Source organism: Stenotrophomonas sp. 71799_Sma (genome assembly GCF_056482505.1).
In genome coordinates, this window is record NZ_CM151202.1 from 4402410 (window position 1) to 4415497 (window position 13088).

At 67.8% G+C, this 13088-nt stretch carries 11 protein-coding genes; 5 read left to right on the forward strand and 6 right to left on the reverse strand.

What is annotated here, in order from left to right; translation table 11 throughout:
• Nucleotides 1-557: 557 nt before the first annotated feature.
• Complete coding sequence (locus ACZK4Z_RS20350; protein WP_478451033.1) at nucleotides 558-3080, forward strand: PepSY domain-containing protein; 2523 nt, start codon at nucleotides 558-560, stop codon at nucleotides 3078-3080.
• Nucleotides 3081-3158: 78 nt separating this feature from the next.
• Here ACZK4Z_RS20350 and ACZK4Z_RS20355 read toward each other — a convergent pair whose 3' ends face one another.
• Nucleotides 3159-5696: a methyl-accepting chemotaxis protein gene (locus ACZK4Z_RS20355; RefSeq protein WP_478451034.1), complete on the reverse strand. Its 2538-nt coding sequence runs from the start codon at nucleotides 5694-5696 to the stop codon at nucleotides 3159-3161.
• A gap of 203 nt (nucleotides 5697-5899) precedes the next feature.
• Between ACZK4Z_RS20355 and ACZK4Z_RS20360 the strand changes: the two genes are divergently transcribed.
• The gene (locus ACZK4Z_RS20360) at nucleotides 5900-6742 is read left to right on the forward strand and encodes an arylamine N-acetyltransferase family protein (RefSeq protein WP_478451035.1); all 843 of its coding nucleotides are present in this window, start codon (nucleotides 5900-5902) and stop codon (nucleotides 6740-6742) included.
• Nucleotides 6743-6870: 128 nt separating this feature from the next.
• Here the strand turns inward: ACZK4Z_RS20360 and ACZK4Z_RS20365 are convergent, their stop codons facing one another.
• Nucleotides 6871-7242, reverse strand: a complete 372-nt coding sequence (locus ACZK4Z_RS20365; protein ID WP_346486899.1) for a VOC family protein — start codon at nucleotides 7240-7242, stop codon at nucleotides 6871-6873.
• An 82-nt stretch (nucleotides 7243-7324) separates the two neighbouring features.
• Here ACZK4Z_RS20365 and ACZK4Z_RS20370 point away from each other — a divergent pair, with 82 nt between their 5' ends.
• Complete coding sequence (locus tag ACZK4Z_RS20370) at nucleotides 7325-8041, forward strand: ABC transporter substrate-binding protein (protein WP_478451036.1); 717 nt, start codon at nucleotides 7325-7327, stop codon at nucleotides 8039-8041.
• A gap of 72 nt (nucleotides 8042-8113) precedes the next feature.
• Here ACZK4Z_RS20370 and ACZK4Z_RS20375 read toward each other — a convergent pair whose 3' ends face one another.
• The gene (locus ACZK4Z_RS20375) at nucleotides 8114-9013 is read right to left on the reverse strand and encodes a LysR substrate-binding domain-containing protein (RefSeq protein WP_478451037.1); all 900 of its coding nucleotides are present in this window, start codon (nucleotides 9011-9013) and stop codon (nucleotides 8114-8116) included.
• A gap of 98 nt (nucleotides 9014-9111) precedes the next feature.
• Here ACZK4Z_RS20375 and ACZK4Z_RS20380 point away from each other — a divergent pair, with 98 nt between their 5' ends.
• Entirely contained in the window at nucleotides 9112-9297 is a 186-nt protein-coding gene (locus ACZK4Z_RS20380; RefSeq protein WP_125895603.1) for a hypothetical protein, read from the forward strand.
• On the opposite strand, the gene ACZK4Z_RS20385 is transcribed toward ACZK4Z_RS20380, so the two are convergent.
• Nucleotides 9294-10841: an alkaline phosphatase gene (locus ACZK4Z_RS20385; RefSeq protein WP_253145243.1), complete on the reverse strand. Its 1548-nt coding sequence runs from the start codon at nucleotides 10839-10841 to the stop codon at nucleotides 9294-9296. The two genes, ACZK4Z_RS20380 and ACZK4Z_RS20385, sit on opposite strands and share 4 nt — an antisense overlap.
• Nucleotides 10842-10959: 118 nt before the next feature.
• Between ACZK4Z_RS20385 and ACZK4Z_RS20390 the strand changes: the two genes are divergently transcribed.
• On the forward strand, nucleotides 10960-11754 hold the full coding sequence (locus ACZK4Z_RS20390) for a D-alanyl-D-alanine carboxypeptidase family protein (RefSeq protein ID WP_478451038.1): 795 nt from the start codon (nucleotides 10960-10962) through the stop codon (nucleotides 11752-11754).
• Between the two features lie 5 nt (nucleotides 11755-11759).
• Here the strand turns inward: ACZK4Z_RS20390 and ACZK4Z_RS20395 are convergent, their stop codons facing one another.
• Nucleotides 11760-12353: a TetR/AcrR family transcriptional regulator gene (locus ACZK4Z_RS20395; protein ID WP_180838672.1), complete on the reverse strand. Its 594-nt coding sequence runs from the start codon at nucleotides 12351-12353 to the stop codon at nucleotides 11760-11762.
• 16 nt (nucleotides 12354-12369) lie between these two features.
• On the reverse strand, nucleotides 12370-12966 hold the full coding sequence (locus tag ACZK4Z_RS20400) for an NAD(P)H-dependent oxidoreductase (protein ID WP_032129565.1): 597 nt from the start codon (nucleotides 12964-12966) through the stop codon (nucleotides 12370-12372).
• Nucleotides 12967-13088 lie beyond the last annotated feature (122 nt).

The following is a 13088-nucleotide window of genomic DNA, read 5'->3' on the forward strand; positions in this document are numbered from 1 at the left end:
GGCATTCCGTGGGATGGCGGGGCGGTGTCGGAGTGCGGGGACGCTGCAAGTACGTCCCTGTAAGCTTGGCAGCCGCATCCATGCGGCTGACACCCCGCACTCCGACACCGCCCCGCCTCTGACAGATCTTCGCGGCTGTTGGTAGGTGTCGACCTTGGTCGACACATCTGTCAGATATCGATATTCAGAACGGAATCAGACCCCGTGCCGACCAACGGTCGGCACCTACCAAAGCAGAACGCCGTTCCGACAGATCGCAGGAAACTGTCGAAGGCGGGGTGGGTCCGGTTGAGGGGGCGTGAGCCGCATGGATGCGGCGACCGAGCTTACATGGACGTACTTGCAGCGTCCCCCTCAACCGGACCCACCCCGCCAACCCACGGAAAGCCAGCTTTTGACGTTGACGTTGCTCCGGCTTGTAGCGGGTGCAGGGCTGCAAAGCCCTGCAACAGAACCCTCCTTGACCGTAGCCCGTCCGCCACGGAGAATTCCGCGACTAATTCTCATTTGCTGTTGCGCAGGATGCGGGCGGCAGCCTTCCAGGCCCTCCTCCTTCGATGTTCAAGAACGTCCTGTTCCAACTGCACTGGCTGCTGGGCATCACCGCCGGTGCCGTGCTGGCCGTGATGGGCCTCAGCGGCGCCGTGCTGTCCTTCGAGGATGAACTGCTGCGGGCGGCCAATCCCGGCTTCGCCGAGATCGCCGAGCACCATGCCGACGGCCAGCTTCCGCTTGAACTCAGCGAACTGGTGCCGCTGCTGCAGGCCGGCAGTGATCGCCCCCTGCAACGCCTGCGCGTGGATGCCACCGGGCAACGGCCCTCGGTGGCGCGCTTCGCCGGCGGCAAGGAACACTGGGTCTACTTCGATCCGTACACCGGCGAGCGCTTCAGCGCCCTGCGCGGGCAGGCGTTCTTCGATTTCGTCGAGGACCTGCATCGCCACCTCGCCGCCGGCGAGCGCGGCAAATGGATCACCGGCAGTTGTGCCATCGCGCTGCTGTTCTTCACCCTGTCCGGGCTCTACCTGCGCTGGCCGCGGCGCTGGTGGCACTGGCGCAGCTGGCTGGCGGTTGAATGGAAACGCAGCGGCCGTGGCTTCCTGTGGAGCCTGCACTCGGTGGTCGGCACCTGGGTGCTGTTGATCTACCTGATGAGTGCGCTGACCGGCCTGTGGTGGTCGTTCGACTGGTATCGCAGTGCCGCCAACACCCTGCTGGGCGTCGCACCGGCCGCCAAGCACAAGGTCGCCACCGGTGCCGCCCTGAACCTGGAGCGCATCGAAGCCACGCTGTACGGACTGCCCGGCGTGCGCACCGGCTACATCGACCTGCGCCTGCCGGAGAAGCCGGGGCAGGCACTGAACGTGCGGGTGATGGCCGGTGATCCGTCGCAGCGCGGCGGCCAGCATGACCGCGCGCATGATCTGCTGCAGCTGGACCCAGGCACGGGGGCCACGCTCGATGCCCGCCCCTATGCGCGCCAGGGCGCCGGCGCGCAGCTGGCCACCAGCGTGTTCGCACTGCACTCGGGCAGCTACTTCGGCGTGCCCGGGCGTGTCGTGGTGATGCTCAGCAGCCTGGGCATGAGCCTGTTCTTCATCACCGGCTGGATGCTCTACCTGGACCGCCGCCGCAGCCAGCGCGCCGCGCGTGACCTGCGCCAGTCGCTGCCAGCAACGCCTGCCGATGGCGGTGGTACGCCGTGGCTGGTGGTGCATGCCAGCCAGAGTGGACTGGGAGAACAACTGGCATGGCGCGCCGCCGCGCAGCTGCAGGCGTCCGGTCATGCGGTGCAGGTGCTGCCACTGGCCCGCGTCGATGCCGCGCAGCTGGCACGCACCGCGCAGGTGCTGTGGGTACTGAGCACCTTCGGCGACGGCGAGCCACCGGATGCGGCGCGAGGCGCTGCACGACGGCTGATGGCACAGACACTCGACCTGTCAGGCCTGCAGTTTGGACTGCTGGCGCTGGGTGACCGACAGTACCCGCACTACTGCGGCTTCGGTCGCCAGGTTGATGGCTGGCTGCTCGGCAACGGCGCGCGCCCGTTGTTCGACCGCATCGAAGTCGATGCCGCCTCGGTAGCGGCCTTGCGCCAATGGCAGCTGCAGCTGGGCGCGCTGACCGGCATCGTCACCGATGACAGCGTGCTGCCGGCGGCCACGCAGATGCATGAGTGGCGGCTGCTCGGCCGCGACCGGCTCAATCCGGGCAGCATCGGTGGTGCCATCTGGCGCATCCGTCTTGCGCCACCGGCCGACGTGCAGTGGCAGGCGGGCGACATCCTGCATATCGCGCCCCGGCACAACGCACGGCACGCCAGCGCCGTGTTGAAGGCACAGGGGTTGGATCCGCTGCAGCCGCTGCTGGTGGACGGCCACCCACGCACCCTGCTGGCGCTGGCCAGTGAACGCGAGCTGCCCGAGGCCGACGCCGCGCTGGCGGTGCAGGATGCCTGCCTGTGGCTGTCCGGATTGCCAACGCTGCCCGGACGCGAATACTCCATCGCCTCCTCCACGAGTGATGAACTGGTGGAACTGGTGGTGCGCCTGGTGCATGACCTGTCGGGTCGAGCCGGGCTGGGCTCGGGCTGGCTGGCGCTGCACGCCCCGGTCGGTGCCAGCATCGTGGCCCGTGTGCATCGCAACCCCGGTTTCCATCGCATTGGCGGTGTGCCGATGGTGCTGATCGGCAATGGCACCGGCATCGCGGGTCTGCGCAGCCTGTTGCGCGAAGCTGCCCATGCAGGCGAGCACGGGCACTGGCTGCTGTTCGGTGAGCGCCAGCGCGCGCACGACTTCCTGTTCGCCGACGAGATCGAAGCGTGGCAGGCCGATGGCCATCTCGCGCGGGTGGACCTGGCGTTCTCGCGCGATGGGGAAGGTGGTTACGTGCAGGATTGCCTGCATGCCGCCACCGATGCGCTGCGCGAGTGGATGCAGCGCGGTGCGGTGATCCATGTCTGCGGCTCGCTGCAGGGCATGGCCGAAGGCGTGGACCAGGTGCTACGCGCCGCGCTGGGTGATGACGCGGTGGAAACGCTGCTGGAGACCGGGCGCTACCGGCGCGACGTGTACTGAGCCACAAGGGTAGTGCCGGCCGCTGGCCGGCAGGATCATCGACGGTGCCGGCCAGCGGCCGGCACTACCGGAGCGGGATCAGGCCGCAGCGCGCGCCTGTGGCATCGACTGCAGACGGAACGCGCCCACGGCTTCTGCCAGGGCATGCACCTGCGCCTGCATCTGCGCGGTCGAGGCCTCCGCCTCTTCCACCAGACTGGCGTTGCGCTGGGTACTGGCCTCCATCTGCACGATGGTCTGGTTCACCTGTGCGATGCCGGCATGCTGGTCCTGCGACGCGCTGCGGATCCCGGCCAGCAGATCCGCCAGCTGCTGCACGCTGCCGACAATTTCGCCCATCGTGGTGCCAGCCTGCTCGGCCTGCTGGTTGCCCTGCCCGACACGCGTTACCGAATCCTCGATCAATCCCTTGATCTGCTTGGCCGCCTCGGCACTGCGCTGTGCCAGCAGGCGCACTTCGGCAGCCACGACAGCGAAGCTGCGGCCCTGCTCTCCGGCACGTGCCGCTTCCACCGCCGCGTTGAGCGCGAGGATGTTGGTCTGGAAGGCGATGCCATCAATCAGCTGGGTGATGTCACCGATCCGCCGTGAGGCTTCGCTGATGCCATGCATGGTTGCCACCACCTGGCCGACCGCCTCACCGCCGCGCTGGGCCACTGCCGCCGCGCCCTTGACCAGCGCATCCGCACGGCCAGCGGCGTCAGCATTGCGGCCCACGGTATCGGTCAGCTCGTGCATCGACGCTGCCGTCTCTTCCAGATTGACCGCCTGCTGCTCGGTGCGCTGCGACAGATCATGGTGACCGGCAACGATCTCACCAACACCGGTGTCGAGGCCGGACGTGGCCTGCTGGATGCGGGTGACGATGCGGCCCAGTTGCGCGACGGTGGCGTTGGCATCGTCGCGCATGCGCGCGAACACGCCCTGCAGTTCACCTTCCATGCGCACGCTGAGGTCACCGCGGGCCAGCGCGGCCAGCAGCGCCTGCAGATCGCCAAGATTGGTCTCGAAGGTGGTCAACAGACGATTGATGCTGGTCGACAACGTACGCACAAAGCCCTGCTTCCCCTCCAGCGCGATGCGACCGTGCAGGTCACCGTGCGCGGCCGCGTCGACCAGGGCTGCCACTTCGGTTTCCAGCAGGGTTTCCAGCGCGCGACTGCGCCATTCCACCGCCACGCCGAGGAAATGCCCCTCGTCGACAATGGGATTGGCGACCAGCTGATAGCGCACACCGCAATGGCCGATCTCGCGTTCTTCACGCTGGCGCACGCCGGTCAGGCTGGCCAGTGCCGGATGCAGGCGCACCGCATCGCTCCCCACCAGATCTTCAACCTGGAGTTCAAGCTGCTCCAGCAGCGCCGGATTGGCGTACGCCACCAGGCCTTCGGCATCGACCACCATCAGCCCGGTCTGCGCACTGTCCAGCGCCTGGCGCACGCGGGTGTTGCCGCGCGCCACGGCACGTTCGGTCTCGATGCGCGCGCGCAGGCGCTGCTGCATGTCGACCAGGCGCTGGGCAAGCTGGCCGATCTCATCGTTGGCGTTGTAGACGCGCAGGGTGGTGTCGAGGCGGTCGTCGGCGATATCGCTGGCGAAACGCAGGGTGTCCTGGATCGGCTGGCGCACCGCACGCAGCACCAGCACCAGGCTGGTGATCAGCACGCCGGCCACCAGCAGCAGGGTGAGTGCGAACAGCACGCTCATCGTCCGCGCACCGGCCTGCTGGCGCGCCTGAGCCCTGGCCAGCGCTGCCACCTGTGCCTGCTGGAAAGCGGCAAGCGCCGGCGCTACGCCCGCGGCGGTATCCAGCAGCGACTGCGCTTCCACATCCAGGCCGACGCGGGCAGCGGTATACCCCAGCAGTGCGCCCTGATAGCCCTCCATCCCGGTGCGCAGGGCGTCCTGCGCATCCGCGGGCAGGCCCGCCAGCGCGAGGTCGAACGGCAGCTTTTCCTCGCTGGCGCGGTCGGCGTGGGTGGAATCACCGTCGAGCAGCAGCAGGGCCTCCTGCCTTCGCATCTTCTGCAGGGACAGCGCCAGCGACGGCCGCTGCAGCGCATCCACCTGTGCCTGCAGGGTTTCGGCGGCCTGCTGCAGCTGTGCAGCGAGGCCGGCCTCACCGCGGCCCATCTCGTCGACCCGTTCAAACAGGGCGGCGACACCCTGCGAGAACGCGTCGGCCGATTCGGTCAGCACCTGCAGCGCCTTGCGCCGGCCGGCGTCCATCGGCATCGCGCGAAGCGCCTGCAGGTCAGCCTGCAGGGCCTTCTGTGCTGCCAGCAACTGGCTGCGGTCAGCATCATCGAAACTGCGTGCATACTGGGTCTGCAGGCGGCGCGCTTCGGCCACCCGCGTGGACAGGCTGGCAGCCAGATCGCTGCCGCGCTGGTAGCTGGCCTGGCTGCGCGCGGCCAGGGCGTTGGCATGGCCAGTCCAGGCGTAGACAGCGGCGATCGCCACCAGCCCCAGGCCACAGATCCACAGGGTCGCCTTGAGCTTGTTGGCCACGCTGAGCCGGTGTGGTTGCAGCCACAGCAGCAGGCCGGGGGACGCCGAGCGCAACGTGGCAAGACGCGTGCGCAGGGACCGGAGGTGGGGGACAACGGCCGACATGACAGACTCCAGGCGGAAGGACGCACCTGTATCGGCTGGATCTTGAGCAACTTTAGGGACTTTTTTGAGCCAGCCCCACCGATGGCTGGCGGACGCGGCCTTTGTACCCGGCACAGGCGACGGGGGGATGACACCCGCACGGTGCTTGACCTCAACCCCGGTTGGGGGAGCACAGTGGACTCCCTCCCCCGCCCGGTGCCTCCATGACGACGCTCGATGTCCCCCGCTACCTGCAGCGCCTGCAGCTGGATGCGCCGCCACCGCTGACGCTGGCGGGCCTGACGCTGCTGCAGCAGCGTCACAACGCGCTGCTGCCGTTCGAGACCCTCAGCTGCCTGCTGCGCGATGCGGTGCCGATCGACCTGGACAGCGTGCAGCGCAAGCTGCTTGACGAGCGCCGCGGTGGTTACTGCTTCGAACTCAATGGCGGGTTGCTGGCGCTGCTGCAGGCCTTGGGCTTCGATGCCCAGCCATTGAGCGCGCGCGTACTGCTGGCCGCCCTGGACGGCGAACTGACCGCGCGTACCCATCTGCTGCTGCGCGTGCAGGTGGACGGCGGTGACTGGCTGGTGGATGCCGGTTTTGGCAGCCTGACCCCGACCGTACCGCTGCGCCTGCATGACCCGCAGCCGCAGGCCACCCCGCACGAACGCTACCTGTTGCAGCGGTTGGAAGACGGCGGAGATTTCATGCTGTCGGCCGAATCCAGCGAGGGCTGGCGGGCGATGTACCGCTTCGATCTGCAGGCGCCGGCGCCGATCGACAACGTGGTGGGCAACTGGTACGTCTGTACCCATCCCGATTCCAGTTTCCCCGGCCAGTTGCGCGCGTCGCTGACCGGGCCGGACTGGCGCCGCACCATCGGCAGCGGCAACTACACCGAGTACCGCCCCGGACAGGCACCGGACAAGCGCCCGCTGCATGATGTGGGTGATGTGCGCGACGTGCTGGAGCAGCGCTTCGGCATCCAGCTGCCGGACGACCCGCGGCTGGACCCGGCCATCAATGACTGGCTGCAGCGCTCGCGCGCCGCGACCCACGTGTAGCGTCGAGCCATGCCCGACGGGCGCTTTTCGTAGAGTCGAGCCGTGCTCGACTGGCGCTTTGGTAGAGTCGAGCGATGCCCGACTGACGCGCTCCCAGCACCCTGGAAGCAGTCGAGCATGGCTCGACGCTATATGGACGCGCGCGCCTGCACCGCGATACGGTTGCCTTCACTGTCGCGGATCTCGGCCACGCGCCAGTCACCGGCATCAGCGGGGCCGAAACGCAGTTCGGCTCCAGCCTGCAAAGCTCGCTCGAGGCTGGCATCAAGGTCATCGACCCCGATGTAGATGCGCGCGCCCAGTTCCGACGGCCGGTAGTCCGCCCCTTGCACCAGCGCCATGCTGGCCCCTGCGGCTTCATCGGCGAATGGCAGGTAGGCCATCCGGCAATCGTGCAGCACGATCGGTTCGTCCACCTGCACCTGCAACCACTGCTGGTAGAAGGTGATGGCACGGGCCAGGTCACTGGCTGGGATTTCGACATGCAGGATCGGATTCATCCGCGCAGGATAACCGGACGCTGACATCGCCTGCGCAGCAGCACTGGCAAGCTGGACGCCCCCCTGTTCTGCGGAGCCCTGCATGTCCCTGGCCGATCATCGAAGCACACTGGCACCGCTGGGCTTCCTGCGCGTGGCGATCAACCTGGGCAACCCGGTGCTGGCACAGGGCGATGCGCGCTCACCGCGCGGCCCCTCGCTGGAACTGGCTACCGCGTTGGCGCAACGGATGGGGGTGCAGGCACGCTTCACCTGCCACGATGCCGCAGCCTCGGTGGTCGAGGCAGCAGGCGAAGACGGCTGGGATCTGGCCTTCCTGGCCATCGATCCGGCACGTGCCGACCGCATTGCCTTCAGTGCTCCGTATGTGGAGATCGAAGGCACCTATCTGGTGCGCGAGGACAGCCCGGCGCAGCAGGTGGCCGACCTGGATCGCGAGGGGCTGTGCATCGCGGTGGGGCGTGGCGCGGCCTATGACCTGTTCCTCAGTCGCGAACTGCGCCATGCCACGATCGAGCGGGCGGAGACCTCCGCGGCGGCCATCACCCTGTTCGATCAGCAGCGCCTGGATGCCGCCGCCGGTGTACGCCAGCCGCTGGAAGCATGGGCGCAGGCGCATCCCGGCCACCGTGTGCTGGCCGACCGCTTCACCGCGATCCAGCAGGCAGTGGCGGCGCCGGCCTCACGCCCGGCCGATGCATTGCGGGCGTTGTTCGAGGAAGTGGAGGCGATCAAGGCCGGCCCGTTGCTTGAGGCAGCGTTCGCGCGTGCCGGGCAGGCGGTCACGCTGGTTCGGTGACTGCAGAGCACCAGCAGTCGAGCATGGCTCGACGCTACAGATCCAGATGCAATGGTCGAGCATGGCTCGGCGCTATAGATGTGCGTCTGCCATGTGCCGCACATGCTCGGCGGCCTGCGCATGCAGCCAGTCGCGGAACGCGAGGAAGCCGCGATGGCTGGCCGAGCGCTGCGGGTACACCAGCCAATGCGGCCAGTCGGTTTTCAGGCGCTGGCTGGACAGTGCAACCAGCTGGCCCGAATCCAGCAGCAGCCGCGCCCGCGTCACCCGCCCGAGCGCTACGCCCACGCCATCCAGAGCGGCGCGATGGTGCGCCTCCGAATCATCCAGCACCGCCACGAAACGCGACGGCGGGCTCTGCCCGCTCAACGCGAACCAGGCGCCCCACGCGCCGTCCGGATCACCGAGCAGCGGCCACCGGGTCAACGGCACACGGTCAATGCCGCCTATGCGTTCGATCAGCGCCGGGCTCGCCATCGGCACCAGCCACTCGTCGAACAGCGGTTCCACCACCAGGCCCGGCCATTGCCCGCTGCCCAGACGCAGCGCGGCGTCGAACTGGCGCTGCCGCTCGAAATCGATCAGGCGTTCACTCGACTGCAGGTTGATCTCGATCTGTGGATGCTCGGCCACGAAGTGACCCAGGCGCGGCACCAGCCAGGCCGACGCCATCGACGGCACCGCGCTGATCGTCAGCACGTGCTCGGCACGTGCGGCATAGGGCTGGAAGGCTTCGTTGATCGCATCCAGATGCGGTCCGACCTGGTCGAGCAGGCGCTGCCCCTCAAGGGTGAGGGTGACACCACGCGGCTGGCGGATCAGCAGCGGCTGCCCGAGCCGTTCTTCCAGCTGCCGCATCTGATGGCTGAGCGCACTGACGGTCACATTCATCGACGCGGCGGCACGCGACAGGTTGCCGAGCCGGGCAGCAGCCACGAAGCCCTGCAGGGCATGGAGCGGAGGGCGGGACATCAGGCTTGAATTCCTCTCAAGGCATGCTTGCGGAAATGTCGCTTTTTGCCTGTCCATGCTGCCCGTATCGTGCAATCCACTCAAGTGGAGGCACGCTCATGAACATCTTCAGCGGCTTGTTGTTCCTGCACGGCCACGTGGCCAGCGCCGAGCTGGCACGCCAGCTGGCCAGCCCGTCGCCGACGCCGCCGCCCAGCACCGCCCCCGGTAGTGCCGGCCGCTGGCCGGCAACCTCGTCGACCGGGAAACCTGCCGCTGCCAGCCAGCGGCCGGCACACCCCTAACGCTGCAGCGCTTCCTGCACCGCGGCAGCCACGTCGGTGTTGTCGATGTAACTGCCGTCGTTCCAGCGCACGTGCTGACGGTAGCCGGCATCAACGCCCCGCACGCGCTGGCCCAGCAGCTCCGCGCCCGCGCCCTTGGCCCACAACGGCACCAGCGCATTGGAATGGTTGCCGGTGGGACGGAAGCTCATCCCCGGCATGCGCCCACGGCCGTTGTTGCGCACCGGCTCGAAGGCGACGTTCTGTGCATCTGGGCCCATCGGCATGCTGTTGTCGTGGTCGGTGGTGACGATCAGCAGGTTGCGCTCCCAGCCACCGTTGCGTTCGATCCACTCGATCACTGCTGTCACCGCGTCGTTGAACTCCACGGTTTCCTCGATCAGCCGGCCGTACTGCGGCTGGTCGCTGCACTGGCCGTAGTGCCATTCAGTGCCGCAGGCACTGGTATGGGCGGCCCAGTCGGTGGCGCCACCTTCCACCATCAGGAACAGCCCCTTGGACGAACGCTGCTGCAGGAATTGCAGCGCACCACGGGTCATGGTCGCAAGATCCGGCACGCTGTCGATCTTCCTCACACCGGAAGGTGTGGCCGCATCCTTGCCCAGCACCTGCAGCTGGCGCGCCTGCTGCAGCGTGTTGGCCACGCGCGGCACGCCGATCAGCGGCCGGTCTGCCGGCAACCGTCCCTGCGCCAGCGCGGCGAACGCTTCCTTGCTGCGGATCAGGCGCCACGGCCCCGACGGATTGCCGCCGATGGTGCTGCCCGCTTCCAGCTGCTGCCAATCCTGCTGCGACACCCATTCCCACGGGTTCGCGCAGCCCTCGGCCTTGGCCGCGCCGGCACTCTCGTCACAGGCGCGACCATCAACGCTGTAGCCCGGGCCTCCGGTGCCCATCACCAGATCCATATGCCCCTGCGCCAGCATCTGATGGGCGATGGCGTGATAGTTGTTGCGCGATTCGTTCTGCGCCGCGAACGCGGCCGGCGTGGCATGCGCGAACGGTACCGAAGTCACCACGCCGGTGGCCATGCCCAGCCGCTTGGCGCGCAGCGTATTGAACTCGACCGGATTGCCATCGTTGTTGAAGTTGATGGCGTTGTTGTAGGTCTTGATGCCCGAGGACAACGCGGTGCCCGCCGCCGCACTGTCGGTAGCCACCGCAGCCAGGTACTGGTAGCCCGCAAACGGCAGGTCCTGCGCAGGAACCGGCGTGTCATCCCAGGCCTTGCCCGCGTCGTAGCCCAAGGTCTGCGCGTTGTCGCGGGTCGGCTGGCTGCTGGCATTCAACGGGAAGGTGGTTACCGCCAGGCGCTGCGGAAAATCCGCATACGGCGCCCGTTCGCGGCTGCCGTATTGCCAGTAGGCGGCGGCGTCCCAGGTGCCCCAACCGGCACCGTCGTTGATCATCACGATCACGTTGTGCGGGCGCGCTGGGCCGGAAGCAACAGCCTCGGCGCGCAGATTGGGCTGGCAGCCGCCAAGTGCGGCCAGCGCGAGCAGCAACGAAGAATGAAGCCAGCGGCGTGGAATGCGTGCAGTCATCGGGTGTCCCGTCGGGCCATCGGCGGCCCACAATGTCGATACGTTATATCGTTGCAATATTGCAGCTTCATGCAGCCGCCGCGGGCTATCCTGCAGGCCCTCCTCCATCGGCCCTTCCATGCCGTCTCCTGCTCCTGCGCGTGCACCGCTGTCCTCCATCACCCTCGATGCGGCAACGTTCGCGGTGATGCACCAGCACAACGCGGACATCGCCAGGCAACCGGCCTCGCTGACCAAGCTGATGACCGCCTATGCGGCGTACGAATGCGTCGAAGAGAACGGAGGCGCGTGGGACGAAGCGGTCACCATCGCCACCGGGGATGTGCACGCGGTGGCCGATGATGAAACACGCATGGGCCTGGTGCCCGGTGAAACAGTCACCCTCGCGCGCCTGCTGGAAGGACTGATGATCGTCTCCGGCAATGACGCGGCGCTGGCCATCGCGCGCCATCTGGACGGATCACAGCCTGCGTTCCTGGAGCGCATGAACCGGCACGCGCGCCAGCTCGGCCTGCGCAGCAGCTGGTTCGCCAGCGTGTCCGGCATCACCACCCCGCACCATGCGTCCAGCGCGCGCGACATGGCGGTGCTGGCCGCCTGCCTGTTGAACGATCATCCGCAGATCCTGGCGATCACCGCGCAGCGCGTGTTCGCGCACGGCAGCTTCAGCCGCAGCAACCAGAACGCCCTGCTTGGCGATGACGGCGTGGATGGCTTGAAGACCGGCTACACCCAGGCCGCAGGCTTCTGCCTGGCCGCCACCGCCTGCCGGGCAGTGCCCGGGCGGGATCAGCCGGTACGCCTGATCACCGTGGTGCTGGGTTCTGAAAGCCGCGACGCACGCGATGGCCTTGTGCGCGAGCGGCTGGCCGCCGGGTTCGCGGCGCTGGCCGACAGCACCGCCGACGCCTGAGCGGCTCAGCGTCGCTTGACCGTTGCCACGATCAGCCGCTGCAGCTCGGCTTCGGCTGCGGCCTTGTCCAGCGCGCCTGCTGCCACGGCTTCGGACAGGGCTTCGGCCGCACCGAGAATCGCCCAGCGTCCCGCCAGCGATACCGTGCCGTCGGCAGCAAACGGGCCCAGCCAGGCGTCGCAGTTGTCGATGAAATCCTGCTGGTAACGCCGCCGTACCTCGTGCAGTTCCGGAGCGCCCACCAGCGCGGCGAGGATGCCCTGCACTTCACTGCCCTGGCTGAGGATGCAGTCGATGTAGCCGGAGGCGATGGCCGCCGCACGATCGGCCAACTGCGCCCGTGCGCGGCCGATGCGCTCGTTGAAGACCACCGTCTGGCGACCGTCGTAGTCATCGTAGAGCGCGGCCAGCAGGCCGTTGCGGGTCACGAAGTGATCGTAGGCCACCGGCTTGGTCACGCCCGCGGCCTCGGCCAGCCGACCCAGGGTCAACGCGTCGGTGCCTTCTTCGCCAACCAGCGCCCAGGCCACGTCCAGCAACTGGCGGGCGCGTTGCTCGCGGGTCAATCGGCGGCGCGTGGGAGCGGCGTTGGCAGGCATCGGCGGAACACGGCGATCAGTGCATCGGAGTTCCGATTTTACGGCCGATCGCCAGCGCGGTCTGCAGATGCGTTTCGGCCGCACCGGTATCGGCATCCAGCAGCAGGTCTGACGTCAGCACGCGCGCGCCGCAGTAGTCGAAGATGCCCATGTCGATCTGCGTCTTCATCGCCGCGCCGTAGCCACGACGTTCGACCATGTCCGCGCCGGCTCCACCGATGCCGACCAGGTGCACGCGCAACCGCTGCAGCTTCTTCTGCACCTTGCCGTCTGCACCGTCCTGGTAGGCCCAGCCCTGGGTGAACACGCGATCGATCCAGCCCTTCAGCAGCGCGGGGAACGACCACCAGTACAGCGGGTAGACCAGTACCAGCGTGTCGGCAGCATCCAGCCGCGCCTGCTCGGCGGCGACGTCGGCTGGAGGTGCGCCGGTGCCACGGAACAGCGCCTGGTCGTGCGTGTTGAAGCGCGGATCGAAGCCTTCGGCCATCAGATCGGCATGGGTCACGGTATTGGCGGCATCCGTTGCGGTGATGGCTTCGCCGATGCGCCTGGCGATGGCATGGGTCAACGCGGCGGATTCAGGATGGGCGGTAACGATGAGGGTGTGCATGGGGGATGTCCGGAATTCACTACCTACCAATAGTAGTTAATGACGCCCGGGACACCAGCGCCATGCGTGGGACGCTGTTTCCGCATCCGCCGTATAGTGCGGCGGTTCCCGCTGAGATACCC

What these genes read in the sequence shown, in the direction of transcription:
- ACZK4Z_RS20350 (WP_478451033.1), top strand. Translation starts at nt 558, where the DNA reads ATGTTCAAGAACGTCCTGTTCCAACTGCACTGGCTGCTGGGCATCACC.
- ACZK4Z_RS20355 (WP_478451034.1), bottom strand. Translation starts at nt 5,696, where the DNA reads ATGTCGGCCGTTGTCCCCCACCTCCGGTCCCTGCGCACGCGTCTTGCC.
- ACZK4Z_RS20360 (WP_478451035.1), top strand. Translation starts at nt 5,900, where the DNA reads ATGACGACGCTCGATGTCCCCCGCTACCTGCAGCGCCTGCAGCTGGAT.
- ACZK4Z_RS20365 (WP_346486899.1), bottom strand. Translation starts at nt 7,242, where the DNA reads ATGAATCCGATCCTGCATGTCGAAATCCCAGCCAGTGACCTGGCCCGT.
- ACZK4Z_RS20370 (WP_478451036.1), top strand. Translation starts at nt 7,325, where the DNA reads ATGTCCCTGGCCGATCATCGAAGCACACTGGCACCGCTGGGCTTCCTG.
- ACZK4Z_RS20375 (WP_478451037.1), bottom strand. Translation starts at nt 9,013, where the DNA reads ATGTCCCGCCCTCCGCTCCATGCCCTGCAGGGCTTCGTGGCTGCTGCC.
- ACZK4Z_RS20380 (WP_125895603.1), top strand. Translation starts at nt 9,112, where the DNA reads ATGAACATCTTCAGCGGCTTGTTGTTCCTGCACGGCCACGTGGCCAGC.
- ACZK4Z_RS20385 (WP_253145243.1), bottom strand. Translation starts at nt 10,841, where the DNA reads ATGACTGCACGCATTCCACGCCGCTGGCTTCATTCTTCGTTGCTGCTC.
- ACZK4Z_RS20390 (WP_478451038.1), top strand. Translation starts at nt 10,960, where the DNA reads ATGCCGTCTCCTGCTCCTGCGCGTGCACCGCTGTCCTCCATCACCCTC.
- ACZK4Z_RS20395 (WP_180838672.1), bottom strand. Translation starts at nt 12,353, where the DNA reads ATGCCTGCCAACGCCGCTCCCACGCGCCGCCGATTGACCCGCGAGCAA.
- ACZK4Z_RS20400 (WP_032129565.1), bottom strand. Translation starts at nt 12,966, where the DNA reads ATGCACACCCTCATCGTTACCGCCCATCCTGAATCCGCCGCGTTGACC.